Annotated in this window: 24 protein-coding genes, 2 tRNA genes and 1 pseudogene; 17 read left to right on the top strand and 10 right to left on the bottom strand. The window is 64.9% G+C overall.

Translation table 11 applies throughout. The annotated features are described in order from the left end of the window. The first annotated feature begins 28 nt into the window (after nt 1-28). From ACKWRH_RS29225 to ACKWRH_RS29210, 4 genes are all read left to right on the top strand, one after another. Nucleotides 29-412 (top strand): hypothetical protein, encoded by a 384-nt coding sequence (locus tag ACKWRH_RS29225; protein ID WP_445216333.1) that lies wholly within the window; start codon nt 29-31, stop codon nt 410-412. A 154-nt stretch (nt 413-566) separates the two neighbouring features. Next, the gene (locus tag ACKWRH_RS29220; protein ID WP_445216332.1) at nt 567-767 is read left to right on the top strand and encodes a hypothetical protein; all 201 of its coding nucleotides are present in this window, start codon (nt 567-569) and stop codon (nt 765-767) included. Nucleotides 768-1,038: 271 nt separating this feature from the next. Further along, nucleotides 1,039-2,172 (top strand): glycosyltransferase family 2 protein, encoded by a 1,134-nt coding sequence (locus ACKWRH_RS29215; RefSeq protein WP_445216331.1) that lies wholly within the window; start codon nt 1,039-1,041, stop codon nt 2,170-2,172. Between the two features lie 6 nt (nt 2,173-2,178). Beyond that, nucleotides 2,179-3,681, top strand: a complete 1,503-nt coding sequence (locus ACKWRH_RS29210; RefSeq protein ID WP_445216330.1) for a glycosyltransferase family 39 protein — start codon at nt 2,179-2,181, stop codon at nt 3,679-3,681. Between the two features lie 13 nt (nt 3,682-3,694). Here ACKWRH_RS29210 and ACKWRH_RS29205 read toward each other — a convergent pair whose 3' ends face one another. Together ACKWRH_RS29205 and ACKWRH_RS29200 are read right to left on the bottom strand one after the other, a co-directional pair. After that, entirely contained in the window at nt 3,695-5,581 is a 1,887-nt protein-coding gene (locus ACKWRH_RS29205) for a CHASE2 domain-containing protein (RefSeq protein WP_445216329.1), read from the bottom strand. A gap of 61 nt (nt 5,582-5,642) precedes the next feature. After that, nucleotides 5,643-6,167: a FecR domain-containing protein gene (locus ACKWRH_RS29200; RefSeq protein WP_445216328.1), complete on the bottom strand. Its 525-nt coding sequence runs from the start codon at nt 6,165-6,167 to the stop codon at nt 5,643-5,645. 659 nt (nt 6,168-6,826) lie between these two features. Between ACKWRH_RS29200 and ACKWRH_RS29195 the strand changes: the two genes are divergently transcribed. Beyond that, a complete protein-coding gene (locus ACKWRH_RS29195) occupies nt 6,827-7,909 on the top strand; it encodes a DUF2778 domain-containing protein (RefSeq protein ID WP_445216327.1) in 1,083 nt (360 codons plus the stop codon). 60 nt (nt 7,910-7,969) lie between these two features. On the opposite strand, the gene ACKWRH_RS29190 is transcribed toward ACKWRH_RS29195, so the two are convergent. Continuing rightward, on the bottom strand, nt 7,970-8,794 hold the full coding sequence (locus ACKWRH_RS29190; protein ID WP_445216326.1) for an SDR family NAD(P)-dependent oxidoreductase: 825 nt from the start codon (nt 8,792-8,794) through the stop codon (nt 7,970-7,972). A gap of 22 nt (nt 8,795-8,816) precedes the next feature. Beyond that, nucleotides 8,817-9,650: a MurR/RpiR family transcriptional regulator gene (locus ACKWRH_RS29185; RefSeq protein WP_028147416.1), complete on the bottom strand. Its 834-nt coding sequence runs from the start codon at nt 9,648-9,650 to the stop codon at nt 8,817-8,819. Between the two features lie 184 nt (nt 9,651-9,834). Here ACKWRH_RS29185 and ACKWRH_RS29180 point away from each other — a divergent pair, with 184 nt between their 5' ends. From ACKWRH_RS29180 to ACKWRH_RS29150, 7 genes are all read left to right on the top strand, one after another. Next, nucleotides 9,835-11,082 carry an ABC transporter substrate-binding protein gene (locus ACKWRH_RS29180; RefSeq protein WP_445216325.1) on the top strand — a complete coding sequence of 416 codons (1,248 nt, stop codon included), beginning with the start codon at nt 9,835-9,837 and terminating at the stop codon, nt 11,080-11,082. Between the two features lie 103 nt (nt 11,083-11,185). Further along, nucleotides 11,186-12,106 carry a branched-chain amino acid ABC transporter permease gene (locus tag ACKWRH_RS29175; protein ID WP_445216324.1) on the top strand — a complete coding sequence of 307 codons (921 nt, stop codon included), beginning with the start codon at nt 11,186-11,188 and terminating at the stop codon, nt 12,104-12,106. 3 nt (nt 12,107-12,109) lie between these two features. Then, the gene (locus ACKWRH_RS29170; RefSeq protein WP_445216323.1) at nt 12,110-13,153 is read left to right on the top strand and encodes a branched-chain amino acid ABC transporter permease; all 1,044 of its coding nucleotides are present in this window, start codon (nt 12,110-12,112) and stop codon (nt 13,151-13,153) included. Further along, complete coding sequence (locus ACKWRH_RS29165) at nt 13,150-13,893, top strand: ABC transporter ATP-binding protein (RefSeq protein WP_445216322.1); 744 nt, start codon at nt 13,150-13,152, stop codon at nt 13,891-13,893. The genes ACKWRH_RS29170 and ACKWRH_RS29165 overlap by 4 nt, the downstream gene beginning before the upstream one ends. Beyond that, nucleotides 13,890-14,591 (top strand): ABC transporter ATP-binding protein, encoded by a 702-nt coding sequence (locus ACKWRH_RS29160; RefSeq protein ID WP_445216321.1) that lies wholly within the window; start codon nt 13,890-13,892, stop codon nt 14,589-14,591. Before ACKWRH_RS29165 ends, ACKWRH_RS29160 begins: the two co-directional genes overlap by 4 nt. Continuing rightward, nucleotides 14,592-15,239: an ATP-binding cassette domain-containing protein gene (locus tag ACKWRH_RS29155; RefSeq protein WP_028147410.1), complete on the top strand. Its 648-nt coding sequence runs from the start codon at nt 14,592-14,594 to the stop codon at nt 15,237-15,239. It abuts the gene before it with no gap. A 12-nt stretch (nt 15,240-15,251) separates the two neighbouring features. Next, on the top strand, nt 15,252-16,688 hold the full coding sequence (locus tag ACKWRH_RS29150; RefSeq protein ID WP_445216320.1) for an NAD-dependent succinate-semialdehyde dehydrogenase: 1,437 nt from the start codon (nt 15,252-15,254) through the stop codon (nt 16,686-16,688). A 39-nt stretch (nt 16,689-16,727) separates the two neighbouring features. Here the strand turns inward: ACKWRH_RS29150 and ACKWRH_RS29145 are convergent, their stop codons facing one another. From ACKWRH_RS29145 to ACKWRH_RS29135, 3 genes are all read right to left on the bottom strand, one after another. Next, entirely contained in the window at nt 16,728-18,080 is a 1,353-nt protein-coding gene (locus ACKWRH_RS29145) for a caspase family protein (RefSeq protein ID WP_445216319.1), read from the bottom strand. Between the two features lie 109 nt (nt 18,081-18,189). Beyond that, complete coding sequence (locus ACKWRH_RS29140; protein ID WP_445216318.1) at nt 18,190-18,828, bottom strand: glutathione S-transferase N-terminal domain-containing protein; 639 nt, start codon at nt 18,826-18,828, stop codon at nt 18,190-18,192. A gap of 12 nt (nt 18,829-18,840) precedes the next feature. Next, entirely contained in the window at nt 18,841-19,434 is a 594-nt protein-coding gene (locus ACKWRH_RS29135; protein WP_445216317.1) for a cysteine hydrolase family protein, read from the bottom strand. A gap of 128 nt (nt 19,435-19,562) precedes the next feature. On the opposite strand from ACKWRH_RS29135, the gene ACKWRH_RS29130 reads away from it, so the two are divergent. The 5 genes and pseudogenes from ACKWRH_RS29130 (at nt 19,563) to lepB (ending at nt 23,130) form a co-directional block, all read left to right on the top strand. Continuing rightward, the gene (locus tag ACKWRH_RS29130) at nt 19,563-20,396 is read left to right on the top strand and encodes a LysR family transcriptional regulator (RefSeq protein WP_445216316.1); all 834 of its coding nucleotides are present in this window, start codon (nt 19,563-19,565) and stop codon (nt 20,394-20,396) included. Between the two features lie 193 nt (nt 20,397-20,589). Further along, nucleotides 20,590-20,659 (top strand) — tRNA-Phe (locus ACKWRH_RS29125). A 4-nt stretch (nt 20,660-20,663) separates the two neighbouring features. After that, nucleotides 20,664-20,729 (top strand) — tRNA-Asn (locus ACKWRH_RS29120). A 326-nt stretch (nt 20,730-21,055) separates the two neighbouring features. Beyond that, nucleotides 21,056-22,219 (top strand): annotated as a pseudogene (locus tag ACKWRH_RS29115) (slipin family protein). 164 nt (nt 22,220-22,383) lie between these two features. Then, nucleotides 22,384-23,130, top strand: a complete 747-nt coding sequence (gene lepB, locus ACKWRH_RS29110; RefSeq protein ID WP_445216315.1) for a signal peptidase I — start codon at nt 22,384-22,386, stop codon at nt 23,128-23,130. A 71-nt stretch (nt 23,131-23,201) separates the two neighbouring features. Here lepB and ACKWRH_RS29105 read toward each other — a convergent pair whose 3' ends face one another. From ACKWRH_RS29105 to ACKWRH_RS29095, 3 genes are all read right to left on the bottom strand, one after another. Continuing rightward, on the bottom strand, nt 23,202-23,489 hold the full coding sequence (locus ACKWRH_RS29105; RefSeq protein WP_445216314.1) for a GIY-YIG nuclease family protein: 288 nt from the start codon (nt 23,487-23,489) through the stop codon (nt 23,202-23,204). 146 nt (nt 23,490-23,635) lie between these two features. Beyond that, nucleotides 23,636-25,276 (bottom strand): chaperonin GroEL, encoded by a 1,641-nt coding sequence (groL, locus tag ACKWRH_RS29100; protein ID WP_445216313.1) that lies wholly within the window; start codon nt 25,274-25,276, stop codon nt 23,636-23,638. Between the two features lie 45 nt (nt 25,277-25,321). After that, entirely contained in the window at nt 25,322-25,636 is a 315-nt protein-coding gene (locus ACKWRH_RS29095) for a co-chaperone GroES (RefSeq protein ID WP_008139213.1), read from the bottom strand. Nucleotides 25,637-25,996 lie beyond the last annotated feature (360 nt).

Here is a 25,996-nt window from a genome sequence, read left to right as displayed (position 1 = left end):
ACGGGACCCGCGCAAAAGGAGAACAAGAATGCGGATGCTGATGGTGGGAGCGGCGCTCGTCATGATGACATCTGCTGCCATGACTTGTTCTGCAATGGCTGACGATGACGACGATGCCAAGGGCGCGCAGAAGCTCGCCATGCAGGGCCGAGACGATTACTGGCATTGCCTGGCGCGGGAATATTCGCGCGACTCCAATCAGGGAATGTCGGAACAGGATTTCGGCCGCTCGGTCGCGGGCGCCTGTCCGTCGGAGCGGCAATATTACCGGGTGGCGTTGCTCGACTATCTCACCACGCAATATCCGAACATCGATGCCGGCGCCCATCTCGCCACCGCGAACAGGGCGGTCGAGTCGGCGCAGAAGGACATCGTGACGGCCTTCGTCAAGCACAGACCGCCCACAAAGTAGGGCAGTGGCGAATGGCCAATCGCGAATAGGGCACGTAAGCCAGCGCTCCTCGTTCGCGACGAACCATTCGCTATTCGCGGTCCGCCGGGGGCTCTTCCAGCTCCGCGCGCATCCATGGTATCACTGGAGGCATCTGGAACAGGGATGGGCTTCCATGTCGTCTGAGTCGGTGGGTGGCATTCTGGGCGCGATCGTCGCGGCGGTCGTGCTTGCGGCCGCCGTCGTATTGGGGCCGATCGGCCAGTACGGCAAGCCGCCCAGGCCGGCAAAGGCCGAGCCGGCTCCGGCGGCGGCGCCCGCTGTCCCGGCCGCCCCCGCGCCGCGTGGGCCGGTGATCAAGGAAGTCCCGAACTAGCAAGGGTCTGAAAAAGAGCCTCTATGCCCCCTTGCGGAGCCGTTTTGCCGTTCCTATCTGGCTTGTAACGGCGACGTTGAGCGAAACCTCCGGCGCTGGAACGACCTTGGAATAGCTTGGGCTTGCGCCGGATGTACGCGCGGTCCGCCGTTCCGGGGTCGTCGGCATTTTTGGGCCCTTTTTGGGCCTTTCCCCAGAGACCCCCGGCTCGGTAGATCTTGGCAGCGCAACGTCTTGGCAGCGCAGGACGCGGCGGATATACGCTGCCGTCATGAATGAAGCGATCAGACCGGGCTCCGGCACTCCCCCGCAGGCTCAAGAGGCGCCGGAACTGTCGGTCATCGTCCCGACGTTCAACGAGCGCGACAACGTCACGGTGCTGTACCGGCGGCTGGAGGCGACGCTCGTCAACGTCGCCTGGGAAGTCGTGTTCGTCGACGATAATTCGCCCGACGGCACCTGGGACGTCGTGCGCGCGCTGGCGCAGCGCGACAACCGCGTACGCTGTGTCCGCCGCATCGGCCGCCGCGGCCTGTCGGGCGCCTGCATCGAGGGCATCCTGGCCTCCAGCGCGCCCTATGTGGCCGTGATCGACGCCGACCTCCAGCACGACGAGACGCAACTGCCGAAGATGCTGTTGCTGCTCGCAAGCGACCAGGCCGATCTCGTCGTCGGCAGCCGCTACATCGAGGGCTACAAGAGCGAAGGCTTCAACAAGCAGCGCGCTGGCGCCAGCGCGCTGGCGACCGAGGTCGCAAGGAAGGTGCTGCGGGTCGAAATCGCCGATCCCATGAGTGGCTTCTTCATGGTTCGCCGCGACCGTTTCGAGGAGCTCGCGCCGAAGCTGTCGGTGCACGGCTTCAAGATCCTGCTCGACCTCGTCGCGAGCGCGAACGGTGGCTTGCGAGCGGTCGAAATTCCCTACACGTTCGGTCAGCGCCAGCACGGCGAGAGCAAGCTCGATTCCATGGTCGCGCTGGATTTTCTCGGCCTGGTGCTGGCCAAGTTCACCAACGATGCCGTCTCGCTGCGCTTCATCCTGTTCGCGATGGTCGGCGGCATCGGCCTCGTGGTGCATCTGACGACGCTGTTCATCGCCCTTCAGCTGTTCAAGGCGCCGTTCGCGGAGGCGCAGGCCGCGGGCGCCGTCGTCGCCATGACCAGCAACTTCGTCCTCAACAACTTCCTCACCTATCGCGACCAGCGGCTGAAGGGCTTTGCGCTGCTGCGCGGCCTGATCGCCTTCTACATCGTGTGCAGCGTCGGTCTGCTCGCCAATGTCGGCGTCGCCTTCTCGGTCTACGACCAGGAGCCGATCTGGTGGTTGGCCGGCATGGCCGGCGCGCTGATGGGCGTGGTGTGGAACTACGCGATGTCCGGACTGTTCGTCTGGCGCAAGAAATAGCTCGACATGGGCGGGGCTGACGCGCGGATTGTCCGCAATACCGCGCTGGTGATCGTCGCGCTGGTCGGCTTGCGGCTGGTTGCGGCCGCGTTCACGCCCATCACCTTCGACGAAGCCTATTACTGGATGTGGTCGAAGAACCTCGCCGGGGGGTATTACGACCACCCGCCGATGGTCGCCTATGTGATCCGCGCCGGCACCTTGATCGCCGGCGACACCGAGTTCGGCGTCCGCGTGTTCTCGATCCTGCTCGCGCTGCCGATGAGCTACGCGATCTACCGCTCCGCCGCCATCCTGTTCGGCGGCGCGCGGGTGGCTGCGACCAGCGCCATTCTGCTCAATGTGACCATGATGGCCTCGGTCGGCACGCTGATCGTGACGCCCGATGCGCCGCTGCTGGTCGCCTCCAGCTTCGTGCTGTTCTTCCTCGCCAAGGTGCTGGAGACCGGCCGCGGCGTCTGGTGGCTCGCCGTCGGCGCGGCGGTCGGCGCGGCGCTGCTGTCGAAATACACCGCGATGTTCTTTGGCGCTGCGATCCTGATCTGGCTTGCGGCCGTGCCGAAACTGCGGCGCTGGTTCCTCTCGCCCTGGCCCTATCTCGGCGGTCTCGTTGCGTTCGCGCTGTTCTCACCGGTGATCCTGTGGAATGCGGATCATCAATGGGTCTCGTTCGTAAAGCAGCTCGGCCGCGCGAAGATCGAGGACTTCCGTCCCGTCTTCATCGCCGAGCTGATCCCGACCCAGATCGCCTTCGCAACGCCGCTGGTCTTCATCCTCGGCGCGATGGGCCTGCACGCGCTGACCTGGCGCCGGGCCGGCGCACTGGCTTCGCGTGTGCTGATCGAGGCGCTGTTCTGGACCGTCGTCGCCTATTTCGTCTGGCATTCGCTGCATGCCCGCGTCGAGGCCAACTGGTTCGCGCCGGTCTATCCGCCTTTCATCGTTGCCGCGGCTGCCGCCGCCAGTCTCGTGCAGTGGCAACCACGCGCGCGGCGCCTCGCGGATTTCTGCCTGCGCTGGGCCGCACCCGTGGGCATCGTGATGTTTGTGGCGCTGATCGTGCAGGCCAACACCGGCTGGCTGTCGGGCTATCGCCGCGACGCGACGGTGCGCAGCGTCGGCGTCGGCTGGCGCGAGCTCGCCGCCGAAATCGAAGCGGTGCGCGCGCGCAGTGGCGCGACCTGCGTGCTCGCGCAGGACTATGGCACCACGGGCTGGCTCGCCTTCTATCTGCCGCGCGGCACCTGCGTGCTGCAGCAGAACCAGCGCATCCGCTGGGTCAACATGCCCGAGCCCGATCCAAAGCTGCTTGCCGGCAAGCTGATCTCTGTCGACGAGCTGCGTCCGGACGGCCATCCCGCCCTCGACGGGCTCTTCGCGAAGGTGACGCAAATTGCGCAATTGCAGCGCAAGCGCGGGCTGCTTGTGGTCGAGACCTACGACATTGATCTGCTCGAAGGCGCCAAGGGCGACGTGCTCGACCGCTCGCCGCCGCCGGAAGCGCGGTAGGCGGCCCCAAAAATCAGTCGATCATCTCGGCCCTGGCGGCGGCCTGGCTGGGCCCGTTCTGGTCGCGCCAGAACCAGACGGTCACGACGCCGGAGCGGCCGCGGACCTGTGTGAGCAGGGGACCTGACAGAATACCGTCGGGAGCGCCGTGGAAGTCGGCGGCATCCAGCAGCGTATCGCTGAGCGCCAGCCGCGCACAGTTCTGGGCGGCAACCTCCATCAAGCGGTTCGCGACGTTGACCGTGTCGCCGGTCGCCGTGATGTGCTGGTGGCTTTCGCCGAGGCGGGAGGCGATGATCGGGCCGAAATGCGCGCCGATCTTGAAACCGAGCTGGCCGCGGATGGCGGGGGGCAGCGAAGCGATCCAGCGATCGACGCTGCGATACAGGTCGATCGAGCATTGCAGCGCGCGCGCCGCGTCGTCGGGCGTCGCGTGTGGCAGTCCGAACAGGATCATGGCGCCGTCGCCGAGAAAGCCGGTGATCAGGCCGCCGCAATCGACCGCGGCCTTGTCGATCAGCGCATGGAACGCCCTCAGAAGATCCTGGAGCTCGTCCGGATCGATCCCTTCGCTCAGCGCCGTGAAGCCTGAGAGATCGATGAAGACGACGGCCGCATCCTGCCGGACCGGCCTGGACAGGAAATTCGGATCGCGGGCCAGCCATTCCTGCACGGCAGGCGCCTGGAATTGCGCCAGCGACCTGCTCTTGGCGGCAAAATATTGCGTGCGGCGGCCGCCGGCCCACAGCTGCACGCCGGCAAAGACCGCGACCGGCGGCACCGCGGCGGCAAGTGTCGTCGCGGCGTTCAGCCAAACGCCGTGCGTGAAGGCGAACAGATTGAGCCCGGCCCAGGCGATCATCACCGCGGCGGCCGCGACGATGCCGGGCGCGCTGCGCCGCCAGGCGAGCAAGCCGACCAGCAGCATCGGCAAAAGGATCGCGAAAAGCGCGTCGGCGATGTGGACCTTGCGGTCGCGCACGATGCCGTCACCGGCGACGAGATGGGTGATCGCGGTCGAGATCACCTCGACGCCGGGCATCAGGGAATCGAACGGTGTCGGATAGAAGTCGCCGCCGCCGGCGACCGCGGCGCCGATGACGACGATGCGGTTCTCGATCGTCGCGCGATTGAGCGTGCCGTCGAAGATGCTCTGCGCGCTGACGGTGCGGATGGTGCGGCGCGGGCCGTAATAGGTGATCGGCAGCGCGAAATCGCTGTCGGTCGACACCGCGCGATCGCCGAGCATGAGATGATCCGGCGCGATCGTCAGCGGCTTGTCGAGCGCGCGCGCCGCGACCCGCAAGGGAAATGACAGCTCGACCTTGTCGCGGGTCCGGAACAGCATCGGCACCGAAAGCGGCGAGCCCGACTGCCCCGTCGCGACGTTGACGACGCCGACCTCGGCGTGATCGGCAAAGGCGGGCAGCGGCAGCAGGAAGCGCTCGGCCTGCGGCAGCGCGGCGAGGGGGCCTTCGCCGTCCGGCGCCACAGTCTCGCTGGCGGTCGGGAAGATCGCCGCGGCGGCGAGCACCATGGGACCGGTGGCGAGCGTGTTGGCCAGCGTCGCATCGCCGATCGCAGCACTGCGGTCGACCAGGAGCAGGTCGATCGCGACGACCTTCGGCTTGAACTGCACGATGGTGTCGACGACGCGCGCGAGATCGGCGCGCGGCAGCGGATAGCTGCCGCCGCGTTTCACGACGGTGTCGTCGATCGCAACGATGGTGACGAGATCGGGCGGAGCCTGCACGCCGCGGACCTGGGTCCGCCAATCCGTCAGCGTCGCCTCGAGCCGATCGAGAAAGCGCAGATGACCGTTGGCGTGCGCAGCAAAAATGCCCGCGCCCCACAGCGCGGTGAGAATAAGGGCCACCAGGATCTGAACGCGTCTGGTCATTACGTGCTGCAATCTTCTTTGTCGCCCGGGCGTTGCTGCGCGGGCCTTAATTGTCCAGGCCTTATTGACCCAGTCTTGCCATCAGCGCGTCGACGCGCGGCTGGCCCCACGTCTTGACGGTCAACGGACCCGTTGCCTCGACATCGACGCCTTGGCCCGGTCCGAGCACGACGCCGCGTCCACGGGCCCTGCGGCTCACACCAACACGGCCGTCGGCGACGAAGACGGCGGTCTTGGCCTCAGCGACATCGACGGCCCATTTGGTCCCGCGCACTGCGGCGATCGCCTGCGGCGTCAGCACCTTGAAGGGATTGCCGCCGGGCTTCTTGGGCACCTCGATCAGCAGCGCCTTGCTGCTCAACTCCACGGAGTCAATATGTCCGTCGCGGTTGGCGTCCTTAAGTTCAAATCTGGCGCCGTTTTCCGCAACGATGGTGATGCCGTTGTCGCAGCGCCAGACTTGCGTGCCCGCAGCCGATGGCGATGCCCTGCAGCCGACATGGGCAGCCGGCTGTGCATTCGCAGACCCGATCAACTGAAACAACCACGCCAGAGCGAAAATGCCTGCGCCCGCGATCCCTCTCATGCCAGCCTCCGTTTGCGTGCTTGGCACAGTTCAAAGCGATGTTGATACGGTACCGTATCACACGCAGAGGCTGCTGAAAAGTGCCGCTCTCGCAGCTATTTCCTCGGTGCGGTCTTTTCCAGTCCGACACGATCAACTTTCAGTCAGGGCGCCGTGCCACGTGAACGCTCTGTGCGCGATGTGTGATGTGGGACGGGCCGTGCCGCCGCCCTGCTGACACCCGCTCGAGAGGGCGCAGTGCGCACCAGCCTCGCGCAACGCTTCCCCGCTATTGTCCGGGTATTGAAGACCACGAAAACGACTTGGTTGGATGGCCTTAGAGGGGCGGCCTGTGACGTCCGTCGAACGTGCCGAACCGGCCGAGAATTATGGTTAACAGACGCTCCTAAGTCCGTAGTTCTGCGGACTTTTTTCTCGAAATGGGACAGCGTGAACGCGGTGCCTCACATCTGCCCGAACTTAATCTGCATTTAACTAAAAGTCGCCTTAATGACGCTCCGACCTCCTGCGAGATGCTGTTCCCGGATCGTGACCAGCGGCACTTCGAAGGGGGACTGAGTGACACCGTCCTGGACGCAAGGCGAATGAGTACGAGTATCGCTGCGCAGAGTAACGCGGCACGGAAGTCCAAGAATTCACTTCGGAAGCCTTCCCGGAAAATGACCACCACCAATTGGCTGGGCGCCGCGGCGATCGGCTGCGTCGTGATGGGCGCCGGCTGGACCATCTACAGCAACGTCTTCGGCGCCAGCGTCTATCCGACCGTCGGCAGCATCGGTTACGACGAGCCCGTGATCAAGCGCGCGCCCAGTGTGGCGCTGCGTGAGGCCGGCGAGGCCATCAGGGACACCTTTGCGCTGCTGCCCGACCGGCTCCAGGTCGCAGCCCCGATCTCGCGCGAGATGTTCAACGAGCGCTTTGCCGCGGCCGCGACGCAAGGCGTGGCGTCGAATGCGGCGAGTGCCGCGCCCGCAACCCAGGTCGCCGTCGTCAAGGACGCCCCCAAGCAGAGCGTGATCGCGAAGGTCGCGGACGCGCTGAAGCCGGCGGCGCCGGCCAAGATTGCTGACAAGACTGCGGACAAGGGCAAGCGCGCGCCGGATGCGCAGATGCAACTGGCTTCGGCCGATCCGGCCGAGATCGTGCCGACGCCCGAGGCGAAGCCAAAATCGTTTGCCGATCGCGCCAAGGCCGCGGTGATGTCGATCACCGGTCCGCGCCAGTCGATGGTCGAGAAGCTCTGGGGCAAGCGCGAGCCGTCCGGCGGGCTGCTGGCCTATGCCTCGGCTGATGCCAGCGTGACCGCGTCCATCGCGCCGCGGGAACAGAACCCCATGCTCGGCGGTTCGGCGCCCTATGAGCGCGACACGGCGGTCTACGACATCACCGCCAAGATGGTTTACCTGCCCGACGGCACCAAGCTCGAGGCGCATTCCGGCCTCGGCTCCAATCTCGATGATCCGCGCTCCTCGCGCGTCCGCATGCGCGGCGTGACGCCGCCGCACATCTACACGCTGAAGCCGCGCGAAGCGCTGTTCCATGGCGTGCCGGCGCTGCGCCTGACCCCGATCGGCGGCGAGAGCGCGATCTACGGCCGCGACGGCCTGCTCGCCCACACCTTCATGCTCGGGCCGAACGGCGATTCCAACGGCTGCGTGTCGTTCAAGGACTATTACGCGTTCCTCGACGCCTACCGTAACAAGGGCATCCGCAAGCTCGCGGTGCTGGCGCGGGTCGAGTGAGCTCAGTCAATTCGCGATGATCTCAAAGGGCCGCTTGCAGCGGCCCTTTTCTTTTCTGCTTCAACCCGGCCAGCATTGTCCGCCGCCGTCGATCCTGAGCACCTGGCCCGAGACGAAGGCGCCCATGGGACCTGCAAAGAACTCGACGACGCGCGCGACCTCATCGACGGTCGCGATGCGGTCGAGCGTGCCGGTCTCGACCATCCTGTCGGGGTCCACCACGCGCGTGCCGAGGAAACGGCCGGTGCGGGTATCGCCGGGTGCGATGCAGTTGACGGCGATGTCGTAAGCGCGCAGCTGGTCGGCCAGGCATCGTGTGTAGTGGGTCACGCCGGCCTTCGACACCGCATAGATCGAGCCCTGCGTGCGGCCCTTGAACGCGGCGACCGAACCGAGCGTGACGATGCGGCCGCGCCGCCGCTCCATCATTCCCTTCGCGACCGCCTGGCAGGTCAGGATGGTCGAGAGCAGATTGCGTTCCAGCACCGCGCGCACATCGGCCTCCTTGATGTTCACTGCGTCGTTCGGGTCGGGCTTGCCACCGGCGGCTGCGATGTCGCCGCCGGCATTGTGCACGAGGATGTCGATCGGGCCGAGGGCTGCTTCCGTCTCGGCGATCACGCGCGCGATGTCATCGCCCCTGGTGAGATCGCCGAGCACGCGCTGGCTGCGGACGCCGAATTGCTGGCCGATCTCTGCGGCGACCGCGGTGAGGGTGGTGCCCTCGCCATATTCCGCAGGCCCGTTCTCGCGCATGCCGTGGATGGCGACATCGGCGCCGAGCGCGGCGAGCTTCTCCGCAAAGGCGCGTCCGAGCCCGCGTCCCGCGCCGGTCACCAGCGCGACCTTGCCTGCCAATATCTTCGTCGTGTCATGCGATGTCATGATCTTTTTCCTGTTGTGAATGTCAGTCCGCCGCGAGATCGAGCCCGATAGCCATCGCCTGCACGAGGCACATCGGTGCGACCAGCGTACGCAGCGCCGGCTCGGGCATGTCCTGGATCTCGAACACGACGCTCGCGCCTTCGACGATCGGGCTCAAGAGGCTGTCGGTGATGGAAATCGTGGGCACGCCGCGCGCAACGAGTTCGGGAAACAAGCGCGCCGTATCCGGATAGTAGTTCCGGAAGCTGATCGCGACCAGTGCGTCCTCCGTGGTCGCGGCATGCGACTGCTCGTGGATGCTGCCGCCCGTGCCGTCGAGCAGGACGACACGACGTCCGAGCTTGCGCAGCACGTAGGCGAGGTGGGTCGCAACCGGAAACGAGCCGCCGAGGCCGAGCAGATAGATGTCGCGCGCCTTGGCGAGGATCGCGGTCGCGGCGTCGAGCTCGCGCGCATGCACGGACTGGCTCAGCGTCACCAGCGCCGATTGCGCTTCCGAGACGAAGCGCGACAGCACCGCGGCCGGCTGGCGGCCGAGCACCGATTTCTCCTCGCTCTTCATGCGGGCGAGCCGTGCCTTGTAGCTTGGCGCGACGCCGGCGACGAGGCGGGAGCGAAACACCTGCTGCATCTCGGTGAAGCCGCCAAAGCCGAGCGCATGCGCGAAGCGAACGATCGCTGACGGCGGCACGCCCGAGCGCTGCGCCACCTCCGCCACCGTGCCGAGCGCGACATCGGTCGGGTGATCGAGCACGAACTCCGCGATCTGCTGCAGCCGGCCGGACAGCGCCCGGTGCCGCTGCGCAATGGCGCCGCGCAGCTCGTCGTAGCTCATCGCGCCTTGTGCCTTGTTCATCGTCTCGGGTCTCCGGATCGGTCGCATGTTTAACGGCATTTCACCGTTTGGATCAAATATTCCACTTTACATAATAAATGGAATGAATATTCTAATCGCAGAAAAAAGCAAAAGACTTTGAAAACGGGAGGAAACGATGAGAGGGCGTCAGATCTCACGGCGAAGCGTTCTGAAGGGCAGCTTGATGGCCAGCGTCATCGGCGGCACCGGCAGCTTCTTTGGGCCGTGGAAAGAGAATCACGCGTGGGCGCAAGGCGCCGCCAAGCCGATCAAGCTCGGCCTGACTTGCGACGCCAGCGGCCAATACGGCAACAGCGGCCAGGATGATTTCCGCGGCATCAAGATGGCGATCGACGAGTTCAACGCCAAAGGCGGCGTGCTCGGGCGCCAGGTCTCGTTCATCACCGCGGACACCGAGACGACGCCGGCGACAGGCAGCCGCGTCGCCGAACGATTCATCACCCGCGAGGACTGCACCATCCTGATTGGCGCGCTGCATTCCGGCGTCGCCAACGCCATCACCCAGGTCGCCAGCAAATACGGCGTGATCTACATGAACACCAATTCCTCCGCGCCGAGTGAGGCCGGGGAGAATTGCTCGCGCGTGAAATTCGTCTGGGACGGCAACGGCACCAATTTCTCCAAGGCATCGGTCAAGAACGCCGTCGATTCCATCGGCAAGAACTGGATGCTGCTGACCAATGACTACGTCTGGGGTCACACCACGTCTGCCGCGACCAAGGCGCAGGTCGAGGCTGCCGGGGGCAAGATCATCGACAATCTGCTGGTGCCTCAGAACACCCGCGACTTCACCGCCTACCTTCTGAAGATCCAACAAGCAAAACCCGACGTGGTCGCGACTGCGATCGGCGGCGACGACATCAAGGCGCTGCGCGAGCAGGTGGCGCAGCTCAAGCTCGACGGCAAGCCGGCCTGGATCAACAACCAGCAGGACTGGCCCGATGTCTGGGGCGCGCCCGACAGCCTGTTCGGCGTGTTCGGCACCACCTGGTATCACAAGCTGCAACTGCCCGGCGTCGCCGAGTTCGTCAAGAAGTGGCAGGCCGCCAACAAGGACGGGCCGATCCCGGTGCCGGGGAACGTGTCCTACAACGGCTACATGTCGACGCGCGAATTGCTCCGTGCGATCGAGCGGGCAGGGTCGACCAACAACGTCAAGATCATCAAGGAGCTCGAGAGCCTCAAGGTCTCCGCGACCGACCGCATGCAGCATTTCGACGCCTACATGGATCCCATGACGCATCAGATGCAGCAGACGATCTATCTGGCGCGGCGCAACGCCAAGCCGGCCGACAACACCGATCTGTTCGAGATCATCAGTTGGACGGAGCCGAAATCCGCCGCCGATGACGCTGCTCCGGCTAAGTGCAAGCTCACGCCCTACGAGCAGGTGCCGACCGTCGACTCGTAGAGACGGTGTGTCGCGTCTTGGAACGAGCGGCGCGCAAGTCGCGCGCCGCTGGCCCGGGCCTTCGGGGCTCGGGTGAGCAATGCCAGTTGCGAGAACCAAAACCTTGTTCGACCTTCTTCCGCATCTTCTGAATGGCCTGACGCTAGGCCTCCTGTTCGCGCTGATCGCGCTCGGCTTCATGCTCATCGTCGGGCTGATGGAGCAGATTAACCTCGCGCATGGCTCCCTGTTCGCGCTCGGTGCCTATGTCGCCATGCAACTGACAGGACCGCGCCCGCCATTGCCGGCAGATCTTGCCAAGCTGTGGCTCGCGCTCCCGCTCGGCTGGCGCTATGCCGCGACGCTCGTCATCGCGCCGGTGATCGTCAGTCTCGTCGGCATGCTGATCGAGCTTTGCATGCGGCGTACCTACGGCAAGGATCCACTTTACGGACTTCTCCTGACCTTCGGCGCAGCGATGGTGATCGAGGAGTTGATCCGCCTGGTCTGGGGCACGCGCGACTATGTGCTGCAGGTGCCGTCCGCCATCAACGGCGGCTTCCTGTTTGGCGATCTGATCTGGTCGACCTATCGTTTCTACGCGGCGGGCATCGCGGCCGGGATCATCGGCCTGGTCTGGCTGTTGATCGAAAAGACTTCGTTCGGCGCAACGGTCAAGGCCGGTGCCCATGACAGCGAGATCGTCCGCGCGCTCGGCATCAACCTGTCGCGATTGCGGCTGCTGGTGTTCGTGTTCGGCACGATGCTGGCCGCGATCGCGGGCATCATCGTCGCGCCGATCTGGGGCATTCGTCCGCATATGGGTGTCGATGCCGTCATCCCCGCATTCCTGGTGATCGTGCTCGGCGGCGTCGGCAGCTTCTGGGGCGCGGTCGTGGCGGGGCTGCTGGTCGGACTGTGCGTCGGTCTTGCCGGCGCCTACGCGTCCGAATGGTCGCTGTTGTCGATGTACATCCTGCTCGTTGCCGTCGTGACGTTCCGCGCGCGCGGCCTGTGGGGTAAGAAAAGCGTGCTCGAGGCCTAGGGAATGATTGTGGGATCAAATTCTTCATCCGACGCCGCGCGCCTCGTCACGCCGACGATGCTGGTGCTCTGGCTCGTGCTTGCGACGGTGCCGCTCTGGATCACGCGGATCGGGCTCTATCCCTATCTCGGGATCGAGATCCTGATCTGGTCGCTCTATGCGCTTGCGTTCAACTTGGTGCTGGGCACGGCCGGACTTCCCTCGTTCGGACATGGCGCCTATTTCGGCATCGGCGCCTATGCGTTCGGGCTCTGTCAGTTCGACATTGTCGCCAATCTCTGGATCTGTCTCGCTGCCGCGGCCGTGGTCGCGGGGCTTGCCGGCGCGCTGGTGGCGCTGTTCATCTCGCACCGGCGCGGCATCTATTATGCCTTCATGACCATCGCGTTCGGCCAGATCTTCTGGACGCTGGCGATCAAGTCGCACCGCATCACCGGCGGTGAGGATGGGCTTCTCAAGATCAAGCGGCTGCCGGCCGATTTCGGGCTGGTGTCGTTCGATCTCACCGACAATGTCGCGTTCTACTATTTCGTGCTCGCGGTCTTCGCGGTCGGTACCGCCGTATTATGGCGGCTGGTACACTCGCCCTATGGCCGCGTGGTCGCTGCGATCAGGCAGAGCGAGGTTCGCGCCGCCCATCTCGGCTACAACGTGTGGCTCTACAAGGCATCGGTGTTCGCGCTGTCGGCGGCCGTGTCCGGCTTTGCCGGCGGACTGTTCGCGATGGCGCAGCTCGCCGCATTTCCCGATGTCATGAGCCTGCATCAATCGGGCTACGTCGTGATGATGACGCTGGTCGGTGGTGGGCTCGTCAGCTTCTGGGGGCCGGTGATCGGCGTGTTTCTCTTCCTCACCGCGCGCGACGTGATCGGCGCGCTGACGAATGCCTGGATGCTCTATTTCGGTCTGCTGTTCATTGCGATCGTGCTGTTCCGGCCGGAAGGCATTGCTGGTGCGCTCTCGGCCGCCGTGCAGCGGCACTCACTTAACGCGTTGCGGCGGCGTGGCACGTCCGCGATGCGTCTGCTGGTCGGGGGCGGGCGATGAGCATGATCGAGGCCGCAGGTGTGCACGTCCGCTTCGGCGATCGCGTCGTGCTGGAAAGCGTCGATCTCGCGGTGGCTAAGGGCGAGTTTCACGGCGTGATGGGTCCCAACGGCGCGGGCAAGACCACCTTCTTCAACGTCCTCACCGGCAGGGTGAAACCGAGTCGCGGCCGAGTCCTGCTCGGCGGGGAGGATGTCACGGGATTGAGCCCGCACCGCATCGCCGCCAAGGGCATCGCCCGCTCGTTTCAGATCATGACCCTGTTCGACGAGTTTTCCACGCGCGACAACGTCATGATGGGCCTGCCTGAATTTCGCGCCCGTGGCCTCGATATCGCACGCGCCGCCGCCGGAGACCCCAGGTTTGCCGAGCAGGCATCCGAAGCGCTCGCCGCGGTCGGGCTTGCCGACAAGGGCGATGTCCGCGCCAAGGACCTGTCCTATGGCGACCGCCGCGCGCTGGAGATCGCGGTCGCGCTCGCGCAGGCCCCGCGCGTGCTGTGCCTGGACGAGCCGACCTCCGGCCTCGGCTCCGACGGCGTGCAGCGGCTGGCAGCGCTGGTGGCGCGCCTGAAGGGCCAACTGACCATCGTCGCCATCGAGCACGACATGGAATTCCTGTTCTCGCTCGCCGATCGCATCTCGGTCATCCATTGGGGCCAGGTGGTGGCGCGCGGCACGCCGCACGAGCTGCAGCAGAACGAATGGGTGCGTCGCTCCAATCTCGGGAAGTTCGCATGATCCTCGAAGTGGATGCGGTCGATACCTTCTACGGCGAGACCCAGGCGCTGTTCGGCGCCTCGCTCGCTATCGAGCACGCCAGGGTGTTTGCGCTGCTAGGGCCCAACGGCGCCGGCAAGACCACCATGCTGCGCTCGATTCTCGGTCTGACGCGGCCGCGCCGCGGCGCGGTTCGCTTCGACGGGCATGACGTGACGCGCGATCCGACCCACGAGATCGCGCGCGCCGGCATCGGCTGGGTGCCCGACGACCGGCGGCTGTGCCCGACCTTGTCGGTGGCACGCAACCTCACCATCGCGCAGAAGCGCACGCGCTTTCGCAATTGGAGCGTCAAGGAGGCCGCCGCGATCTTCTCGCCGCTCGAATATCTCATGGAGCGCGACTGCGAGAACCTGTCGGGCGGCGAGATGCAGATGGTCGCGATTGCGCGCGCGCTGGTCGGCTCGCCGGGACTGGTCCTGTTCGACGAGCCGAGCCAGGGTCTTGCGCCAAAGATCGTCGGCGACGTGCTCGCCACCATTTTGCGCATGAAAGAGGAGGGGATCGCCTCGCTGGTCGTGGAACAGAATGCGGAGATCGCGCTGTCGGTGGCCGACCATGCTGCGGTGATCGATCGCGGCCGGATCGTCTGGACCGGTGAGGCCGCGACGTTGCGCGATGATCGCGCCCTTCGGCAGCGCTTGCTGGGAGTACAATAAGTGGCCGCACCGCTGCTCGTCCTCGATGATGTCCGCAAGGTCTACACCAGGGGCCGCGTCATCCGCCGTCCGACGTTCACGCTTCAGGCGAACCTGTCGCTGGAGGAGCCGGGCATCGTCGGCGTGGTCGGGCCGAACGGCGCCGGCAAGACGACGCTGTTCGAGATGATGACCGGCTCCAACGCGCCGACCTCGGGCCGCGTGCTGGTCGCGGGCACCGATATCCATGGCGTCAAATATCGCGAGCGCGACCGGCTCGCGATCCACTATCACCAGTCCTATCAGGTCAGGCGGTTCCGCAAGCGTATTCCGTCCGCCTTGCTGGCGCCGTCGCCAACCCGGACGCCGCTGGTTCATTTGTTCGACGAGCCGCAGTTCAACCTGCAGGACGGCTATATCGGCTTCATGCTCGATTTCTTCCGCAAGCTGCGCGACGAGGGCAGGCTGGTCATCCTCTGCATGCATCCGACAGCCAGCTGGCACCTCGACATCCTCGCCGAGATCGCCGGGCAATTCCTGTTCGTCGCCGGCGGCGGGGTGACGCGAATGGCGGACTTCCGCACGCTCGCCGCCGAACCGCGCTTCCGCCTCTATCTCGGACCGGAGATGACGCGCGCCGCGGACGCCATCTGTCACAGCTCGACGTAAAAGGAGACTCCGTTGGCCTATTCGAACACCCAGCTTTTCATTGGCGGCAAATGGCGCCCGGCCCATTCGGGCAAAGTCATCGAGGTGCGCAATCCCGCGACCGAGGAGGTGATCGGCACCGTTGCGCATGCCGGCCAGTCCGATCTCGACGAGGCGCTCGCCGCCGCTTCCGCCGGCTTCAAGGTCTGGCGTAACGTTGCCCCCTTCGAGCGCTGCCGGATCATGCGCAAGGCCGCGGCGATCATGCGCGAGCGCAATGATGAGATCGCGCCGCTACTGACGATGGAGCAGGGCAAGACGCTCGGTGAAGCGAAGATGGAGGCGATGGCCGCGGCAGATATCATCGAGTGGTTCGCGGAGGAGGCCAAGCGCGCCTATGGCCGGTTGATCCCCGCGCGCGGCCCCGGCATCTACCAGATCGCGATGAAGGAGCCGGTCGGCCCCGTCGCGGCCTTCACGCCGTGGAATTTCCCGATCAACCAGGTCGTGCGCAAGCTTTCCGCAGCGCTCGCCGCCGGCTGCTCGATCATCGTCAAGGCGCCGGAGGAGACGCCAGCCTCGCCCGCGCAGCTCATCCGCGCGTTCGCCGACGCGGGCGTGCCCGATGGCGTCATCAACCTCGTCTACGGCGTGCCGTCGGAAATCTCCGAATATCTGATCCCGCATCCGGTGATCCGAAAAATCTCCTTCACTGGCTCGACCCATGTTGGCAAGCAGCTCAACGCGCTTGCGGGCCTGCACATGAAGCGCGCCACCATGGAGCTCGGCGGTCATGCGCCGGCGATCGTCTTTGGGGATGCCGACGTCGCGTCGGCCGCGAAGATTCTCGCGGCGGCGAAATATCGCAACGCGGGCCAGGTCTGCATCTCGCCGACGCGAATGCTGGTGCAGGACGACGTGTTCCGCGAATTCGTCGACAAATTCGTCGACAGCGCCAAGGCGTTCAAGGTCGGCAACGGCCTCGATCCCGAGTCCAAGATGGGCTCGCTCGCCAATCCGCGCCGCGTCACCGCCATCGAAGGCATGGTGCAGGATGCCGTCGGCAAGGGCGCCAGGCTCGAGACCGGGGGCAAGCGCGTCGGCAACAAGGGCCATTTCTTCGAGCCGACCGTGGTGAGCGATGTGCCGAAGGATGCGCGCGCGATGAACGAGGAGCCGTTCGGCCCGCTCGCCCTGATCTCCCGCTTCTCGTCATTCGACGATGTGGTCGAGGAGGCGAACCGGCTGCCCTTTGGCCTTGCCTCCTACGCCTTCACCAGCTCGGCCAAGACGGCGGCCGCAATCGGCTCGGCAGTCGAGGCCGGCATGATGTCGATCAACAGCTTTGGTCTGGCACTGCCCGAAGTGCCGTTCGGCGGGATTAAGGATTCCGGCTATGGCTCGGAAGGCGGCACCGAGGCGATGGAAGGCTACTTCAACACGAAGTTCATCAGCCAGACGGGCGTGTGAGCGGGCGTTGCAGGCGAAGCCGCGCGATCGTCGCGCGGCCTAGCGCTTGACGAAAACCAGATTGCAGGCACGCGCCTCGTTGCGCTTGCCGCTGCCGCGGGTGCGATCGAACTGCGCGTCGACCGTGAAGGCGTAAGGCGAGCCGGGCGCGAGGTTGTTGAGTGTGTAGGTGCTCGCCCCCGTCGTGCCGCGCGCGCTCAAGGTCGTCTTGCCGTCCGCGGGGATCTGGCCGTCGATCTCCAGCCGATTGACACCGCCCGGACCCTGCACCTCGGCGTGAAACACGCCATTGGTCACGGTGGCGACCAGGGGCCTGGTGAAGCCCTGCGCCTTGCCGGAAGCCGGGCAGTTCAACGTCACGTCCCAATTGCCGTCGAAATCCTTGCTTCCCGTGGTTCTGGCGTTGCCGGAAGGCGCCAGGGCCACTTTCTGCTTCAGGCCTTCAATGCGTGCCTTGGCGAGGGTGGCGAAGATGCAGTTCGGGAATCTCGCGAGATGATCCTCAAAGGCACCCAGCGTGCCGATGCCCTCAGCGGCCTTCCAGTGCGCCTCGGCGGCCGCGCAGGGATCGGCCTTCGGTGCAGCTTGGGGGGCCGCCGGCGCGACCGTGACCGACACCGGTCCATTCAGATAGAACTTGCCGATGATCGACAGCGAGAGCTCCGGCAGCTGGGTCTTGCCGCTGGAATCATAGACGTCGCTGCTGATGTCGCGAAAGACGTCGCCGATTTCCTGCGGCTCCTCGATGTGCTTCAGGAACGCGGTCGTGTAGGGGCTGTTGCGGCCGGTGCCATCGGCGGCAACCTGGCCTGATTGCGTCGAGAACGACACGATCGTGCCGCGCGGCGCCTCGACTTTCGAGAGGCCCCTTCCGATCGAGGCGGCGCGCGTCGAGCCGGCAGAGCGCTTCAAGGTTTCGGCCAGCGGATTGTCGCGGCAGGAATCGAGCACGAGGATGCGCAAATTCTTGGCCTGCTGCAAATCGTTCACGACGTCGTCGACCCGCACGAAGCGTTTCAAGTCTGCTTCATCCGTCAGCACGGCGTCGACAGGCATCAGATAGTTGACGCCGTTGTACTGCATCGCATGGCCGCTGTAATAGAACATCGCGACATCGGCGCGGCTGGCGGCGCGCGCGAAGCGAATGGTCAGGTCCTGCATGTCGGCCTGGCGCAGGTCGATACCCTGGAAGACCTCGAAACCGCTGCGCTTGAGCGAGGCTGCGACGTCTTCGGCGTCATGCGACGGGTTGGGTAGCTGCGCCGTAGAGACATAAGCGCCGTTGCCGATCACCAGCGCGACCCGCGTGTCCGCGGATGCGGGGGCAAGGCTCAGCCAGAGGGCGAGGAGGGTCAGGAAAAACTGACGCAAAATGCCAGAAGGAGTACGCATGAATGCCTTCCAGGGAAATATCGAAAAATATCTCCCAGATTAGCGCATGCCGCGTCGGTATCAATGCCCTCGCTGTGGACCCGTCAGATTTGGCGACCGTGACATCCTGTCACGCCGGGTTTGCCGCCACCGTCTTGCGTAGCTCCGTCTCGGTCGCAATCGCCTCCCGCACGGCGGGCCGCGCCTGCATGCGCGCGAGATAGGCCGACAGGCTTGGCCATTGCGCGATGTCGACGCCCGCGGGACGGAGCAGCAGCAGGGCCCAGGTGAGGTGGGCATCCGCGACGGTGAAGCCGTTGCCGACGAGGAATTCGCGGTCCGTGAGATGCGCCGATGGCACCGACAAGGTCTGTGCGATCCTTGCACGCGGCTTGGCGAGCGAGCCGTCGTCCTCGTACCAGAAGGTCGGAAACAGGAATGCCTTGTGGATCTCGGCGCCGATGAAGCTCAGCCATTCCTGGAGGCGGTAGCGGTCGGGATCGCCGGACCGGGGCGCGAGGCCCGCCTCCGGCTTCAGATCGGCAATGTATTGCAGCACCGCCGCGCTTTCGGTCAGCCGGTCGCCGTTGTCCAGCACCAGGACCGGCACCGCGGCCTTCGGCGACACGCCGCGGAAATCGCTGTCGTCGTCCGCGACCGTCTTGGTCCGGAGATGCACCAGGTGATAGCGCGCATCGAGGCCGGCTTCCATCAGCGCGATGCGGCTCGCAAGCGAGCAGGCCATCGGCGAGAAATAGAGCTGCAGCATCGCGTTGCTCCGTTATTTCAGCACATCGCCGCGCGCGATGATCGCGAAGCGGTCGGACAGCTCGGCGAGCGCAACCTCGTGGATGGTGCGGGCGTCCAGCGCGCCGCCGCGGCCGTCGGGCAGGTCGCGCGTGGCGCAGGCGTCGGCGTCGATCGTCGTGCGAAAGCCGAGGTCGAGCGCGGCGCGGGCGGTGGAGCTGACGCACATATGCGTCATGAAACCGGCCAGTACGATGTTCTTCCTGTCGGTTGCGGTAAGGCGCGTCTGCAAATCAGTGCCGGCAAACGCATTCGGCAACTCCTTCTCGATCACCAGCTCGCCGGCACGGGGGCTCAGCTCGGCGACGATGGCACCGCGGTCGGCGCCGCGATCGAACAGGCTGCCGGCCTTGCCGCGATGGGCGATATGGATGATCGCGGCTCCGCTCTCGCGTGCCCGTGCCAGGAGCGTAGCCGCCCGCGCGATCGCGGGCCGGGCGTCGGGCAAAGCGAGGGGGCCTGCGAGATATTCGTTCTGGATATCGATCAGCACCAGCGCGGCGTCGCCAAGACGCGGCGGGTTGAGATCGGCACCGGCGAGCTGCAGCAGGGTCTTTGCGGTCGTCATGGTCTGGAAATCTCCGGGGCAAAAAGGCTGCACAAACATAGCTCCGGGAATGCCTGCCGATATGCAGGGATATTGCAGCGGGTGGCTGCGATATTGCAGGCTGCTCCCGGCCGGTATAACCTGACGCAATGAACTGGGACGATCTGCGTATCATCGCCGCCGTCAGGGACGAGGGCACCTACGCGGGCGCCAGCGCGCGGCTGCGCATCGACGAGACGACGGTCGGGCGCAGGCTGTCGCGCATCGAGCGCACGCTCGGTTTGCGTCTGTTCGAGGCCGCCGACGGTGTCCGCAGGCCGACGCGGAGTTGCGAGGCGGTGCTGGCCCATGTCGAGGCGATGGCCGCACATGCCGCCGAGATCGGTCGCGTCGGCACGAGCCTGGCAGGTCCGGTGGGCCGCTTGCGCATCGCCTCCACCAACACGTTCGCCGAGGAGGTGCTGTCGCCGCGCGCGAGCGACTTCCTGCGCGCCAATCCCGGCCTGACGCTGCAATTCCTCACCTCGAGCGAGAACGTCAAGTTCTCGCGCTGGGAGGCCGATCTCGCCATCCGGCTGCGTAAACCCGACAAGGGTGACTTCGCGATCTCCAGGCTCGGCGAGATCCGCATCTATTATTTCGAGCCTGTTGCGACCGAAGGCGAGCCGGTGCTGTGCGCCTATCCGGACGAGCTCGGTGCCATTCCCGAGATGCAATTCCTGCGCATGAAGCAAGCCCGCGCGCGCTGCGTCACCGACAACGTTCGCGTCATCCGTAACCTGATCCGCGCGCATCGGGCCGCCGGCGTGTTGCCGGAGTATGTTTGCGCGGACTTGCTCGGCGATCGCCGCCTGCGCGCCACGCTGCTGCCGAAGCGGCGCGACGCCTGGCTGCTGGTGCAGAACCATCTCAAGCGCGATCCCGCGACGCGTGTGACGATCGACTGGGTGAGGGCGTGTTTTCAGGAAACGTCGCGCGGTTGACGTCACATCGCATTGTGATCATCGCGTCACAGTGCGGAGTGCGTGACGAAAAATCTTGGCTTTCCCCCTTGCAACCCGAACGTGCTTCGTCTATTAGCGCCCTCCTTCGCTAGGCCATGGGTTCGGGCTCTCTGAGATCCCGACTGGCGCGGGCCGCTCTGCGGTTTCGTGTTCCGCCGAATGAAGGGCAAACGCAGGACGTAGCTCATGGAGAGCGTCGGGCTGAACACCCGAAGGCATCGGTTCGATTCCGGTCTCTTGCACAAAGGATAGCTCAGTTTGGTAGAGCAGATGACTGTTACTCATCGTGACGCGGGTTCGAATCCCGCTCCAGCGCTCCGTTTCAGCCTGAAAAGCTGATACCTCTGAAGGGGACCGGACGCGCGCTTCAGTCGCCGTCCGGCCGCATTGCCCAAAAGGCTTTCGTCCGAACAACGACACTGTGAGACCGGCTTTGCGCCGCGGGTAGATACCGCTTGCGCTGATGCCGGGTGGCTCCGCATGACCGCTCGACACGCGTCGAGCGATCGCGCGCGTGCGCCCGTCATCATGCAAGCTCAAGCCCCGGCCCGCTGATTTCCCGGGAAGCGTCGTCCGCGTCCTCACGTCCTTTGCAAACGAAACCCGCTATCCGGCCGCGTTCGGCCGGAGGCAACATGATGGAGGCGTGTCGTGACCTGGCACTTGCTGATGCTGAACGTGACGGTGAAGGATGGCGAGCGTGCGTTGCTCACGCGCAATGGACAGCTCGTGCGCGTGCTCGCGCCCGGCAAGCATCGCCTGTTCGATCCCCTGCACGAGCTGAAGGCCGAGGTGCTCGATGTGGTCCGCAGCGAATTCTCTGCGGATCGCTACGCGGTGTTGAAGGCCGCGCGGCCTGATCTGGCCGCGGAGCTGTTCGAGGCGATCGAGACCAAGGCGGACGAGATCGCCATCGTCAGCCTCGACGGCCGGCCCGTGCATCTGATGACGCCCTGGCAGGTGCGCGTCTACTGGAAGGTCGCGACCCGCATCGATGTCGAGCACATCGATGTGTCCGCCGATCCCCGGGTTGGCGCGCGGCACCTGACCATGATCGAGCGCAACCGCTCGACCGTCGTGATGGAAGCGGTGGTCGAGAACCACGAGGCGGGCCTGCTCTATGTCGAGGGCCGGCTCGTGGAGCGGCTTGCGTCCGGCCGGCACGCCTTCTGGACCGTCGGCCGCAAGATCGAGGTGAAGCGCCTCGACCTGCGGCCCCAGGCGGTCGAGATCACCGCGCAGGAGATGCTGACCAAGGATCGCATCGCGCTGCGGGTGACGCTGACGGCGTTCCGCAGGTCGTCGATCCCGAGCGCACGGTTGCGACCGTGCCCGACGTGGATGCGTGGCTGTACCGGCTGGTGCAGTTCGCGATCCGCGAGGCGGTGGCGGGCCGGACGCTGGACGAGGTGCTGTCCGCGAAGGCGGCGCTGGATGCGGAGCTGCGCGACTATGTGCGTGCACGCGTCGCAGAGTCCGGCGTGGAGGTGACCGAGCTCGGCGTCAAGGATGTGATCCTGCCCGGCGAGATCCGGGAGCTGGTGAACAAGGTGGTGGAGGCGGAGCGGGTCGCGAAGGCGAACCTGATCCGACGGCAGGAGGAGACCGCGGCGACGCGTTCGCTCCTGAACACCGCCCGCCTGATGGAGGAGAACCCCCTGCTGCTGCGGCTCAAGGAGCTGGAGTCGCTGGAGCGGCTGGTCGAGAAGGTCGGCCGCATCGACCTCCATGCCGGCAACGGCGAGGGCCTCGATGCCCTCCTGACCCGGCTCGTGCGCCTGAAGGCGCCCGAGAGCGCATGAAGCAGAAGGGCCGCCCACGGGCGGCCCTTCATATGTCCATTGTCGACGCTTGCGATGAACGCGTGCGCAAGCCCGCGCGACCAAAACCCTGAGTGGGGTATTGCACGCGCGCGAAGGTTGCGTAATCTCACGGTGACGACCACAATCTCGATCATGGCAAGCGAATGACCACTCTTGAGCAAACGATCCGCCCTACGCCGCGGCCGCGGGAATGGAAGGCGATCGTCGTCCTGATCCTGTTGATCCCGGTGCTGTGGTCGCCGCCGTTCCTGTTTCGCTTCTTCCTGTATCAGCCGTTCAACATCCCGTCGGGTTCGATGGCACCGACGCTGATGGTCGGCGACTACGTCTTTGCCGCCAAATATGCCTATGGCTTCGGCCGCTATTCCTTTCCTTTCGCGCCGTCCTGGATCTCGGGCCGTGTCTTCGCGGCCGATCCCGAGCACGGCGACATCGTCGTGTTTCGCACGCCAAAGGACACCTCGGTCGACTACGTCAAGCGCGTGGTCGGGCTGCCGGGTGACCGCATCCAGATGCGGCAGGGACAGCTTTTCCTCAATGACAGACCGGTGACGCGCGTCGCGCTCGCAAACGGGCTCGCCGGCACCGCCTGCGGTCTGGATGGCAGCGTCAAGGTCAAGCGCTGGCGCGAGACGCTGCCCAATGGCAATTCCTACATCACCTACGACTGCGTCGAGAACGGCTACTACGACAACACCAATGTCTACACCGTGCCGCCCGGCCATTTCTTCGTGCTGGGCGACAACCGCGACAACTCGAGCGACAGCCGCGTGATGGCAACGATCGGTTTCGTGCCGATGGACAACCTCGTCGGGCGGGTGACCCGGATCTTCTGGTCGCTCGATGAAGACGGCGAGCCGCACATGGAGCGGCTGGGGAAGGTGTGGTGAGGCCCCGCCGTCCCGGCCGTCATTCCGGGGCGGCGCGGAGCGCCGAGCCCGGAATCCATTGATCGGCGAGGTCAGACCGTAATTTGGGGATACAGATCAATCCACTGAGGATTCTTCTCCTCAATAAGCCGGATTTTCCATTCCCTCCGCCACTTCTTCAGTTCCTTCTCGCGCGTGATCGCAGTGACGGGATCGTCATAGATCTCGAACCATACCAATCGGCTGACAGAGTATCGTTTGCTGAACCCAGCAATGACTTTGCTCTTATGTTCGTGAGTGCGGCGGACGATATCGTTCGTCACGCCAACATAGAGCGTGCCGTACTTCTTACTGGCGAGGAGGTAGACGTAATAGGCCATGAGCAAGTGGTGAAATGGATTCCGGGCTCGGCGCTTTGCGCCGCCCCGGAATGACGGAAGAATAATGCTACCATAGAGTGTATCACTCGAAAACAAAAACCCCGGCATCGCTGCCGGGGTTTCGTAGTTCTTGAGGTGGTTGGACCTTAGAAGTCCATGCCGCCCATGCCGCCGCCCGGGGGCATCGCCGGACCGGCGCCGCCCTTCTTGGGCAGCTCGGCGACCATGGCTTCCGTGGTGATCAGCAGGGCCGCAACCGAAGCTGCGTTCTGGATCGCGGTACGGACCACCTTGGTCGGGTCGATGATGCCCTTCTTGACGAGGTCGGCATATTCGCCGGTCTGGGAGTCGAAGCCATAGGTGTACGACTTGTTCTCCAGCACCTTGCCGACGATCACCGAGCCGTCTTCACCGGCGTTGATCGCGATCTGGCGAGCGGGAGCCGACAGCGCCTTGCGCACGATCTCGACGCCGGTCTTCTGGTCGTCGTTCTTGGTGCGCAGGCCCTTGAGCTGCTCGGAGGCACGGAGCAGGGCGACGCCGCCGCCCGGGACGATACCTTCTTCGACCGCCGCGCGGGTCGCATGCATCGCGTCATCAACGCGATCCTTGCGCTCCTTCACCTCGACCTCGGTCGCGCCGCCGACGCGGATCACCGCGACGCCGCCTGCGAGCTTGGCGAGACGCTCCTGCAGCTTCTCACGGTCGTAGTCCGAGGTGGTCTCCTCGATCTGCGCCTTGATCTGGGCCACGCGCGCCTCGATGTCGGCCTTCTTGCCGGCGCCGTTGACGATCGTGGTGTTCTCCTTGTCGATCATCACCTTCTTGGCGCGACCGAGCATGTTGAGCGTGACGTTCTCGAGCTTGATGCCGAGATCTTCCGAGATCGCCTGGCCGCCGGTCAGGATCGCGATGTCCTGCAGCATGGCCTTGCGGCGATCGCCGAAGCCCGGAGCCTTGACGGCCGCGACCTTCAGGCCGCCACGGAGGCGGTTCACGACCAGGGTCGCGAGCGCTTCACCTTCGACGTCCTCGGCGACGATGACCAGCGGCTTGCCGGTCTGCACCACGGCCTCGAGCAGCGGCAGCAGCTCGTTCAGCGAGGAGAGCTTCTTCTCGTTGATGAGGATGTAGGCGTCGTCCATTTCAACGCGCATCTTGTCGGCGTTGGTGACGAAGTAGGGCGAGATGTAGCCGCGGTCGAACTGCATGCCCTCGACGACGTCGAGCTCGGTCTCGAGCGACTTGGCTTCCTCGACGGTGATGACACCCTCGTTGCCGACCTTCTTCATGGCGTCGGAGAGGAACTTGCCGATCTCCGCGTCGCCGTTGGCCGAGATGGTGCCGACCTGGGCGATCTCGTCGTTCGAGGTCACCTTCTTGGAGTTCTTGACGAGGTCCGCAACGACGGCTTCGACCGCGAGGTCGATACCGCGCTTGAGGTCCATCGGGTTCATGCCGGCGGCGACGGACTTGGCGCCTTCCTTCACGATCGCTGCTGCGAGCACGGTGGCGGTGGTGGTGCCATCGCCGGCCGCGTCAGCGGATTTGGAGGCGACTTCGCGCACCATCTGCGCGCCCATGTTCTCGAACTTGTCCTCGAGCTCGATCTCCTTGGCGACGGTGACGCCGTCCTTGGTGATGCGGGGAGCGCCGAACGACTTGTCGAGCACGACGTTGCGGCCCTTCGGACCGAGCGTGACCTTCACCGCGTTGGCGAGAATGTCGACGCCGCGCAGCATCTTGTCGCGCGCCTCAACCGAGAATTTGACTTCTTTGGCTGCCATCTGGATCTTTCCTTGGAATGTTTGACTGGAGGGAGAGAGGGGCTCTTAGGCCGCCTTCTTCTTGGAAGCGGGGACGTCGAGGACGCCCATGATGTCGCTTTCCTTCATGATCAGCAGATCGACGTTGTCGATCTTGACTTCAGTGCCGGACCACTTGCCGAACAGCACGCGGTCGCCGACCTTCAGGTCGATCGGGATCAGCTTGCCGGCTTCGTCGCGGCCACCCGGGCCAACGGCGACGACTTCGCCCTGGGAGGGCTTTTCCTTGGCAGTGTCGGGAATGATGATGCCGCCAGCGGTCTTCTCTTCTGCGTCGATGCGCTTGACCACGACGCGGTCGTGAAGCGGACGGAATTTCATGCAGTCCTCCTAAGTATTTGCACGAGTTGGGAATTTTTAGTCGTTAGCAGTCTGTGCCCGCGAGTGCTAGCACAGGCGAGGCTGAAATAGGACAGGAATTTTGCGGGGGCAAGGGCTTCTAGCAGAAAAATCGGCACTCTGAAGGCCTGGGTGCCAGAATCTCTTTACCATCGTTAACCCGCCCGGTGACCGTATTAGCACGGAGCCGTCTCTGCTGCTAAAGCATTGAATTTCAACAGCTTGTTAAACTTTTAGGCTTGAGATGGATTGTCAGTTTGCGTCACATTTCTCTCATGTGAGCGCATCAGCACCGGGTGGCTCGTAAGGCGCACACCGACCAGGCCGCCCCTTGAATGCGCT

Source organism: Bradyrhizobium sp. Pa8, from assembly GCF_052588265.1.
The sequence above is the reverse complement of the archived record's forward strand: the minus strand, read 5'-3'. Positions and strand labels throughout refer to the sequence as shown.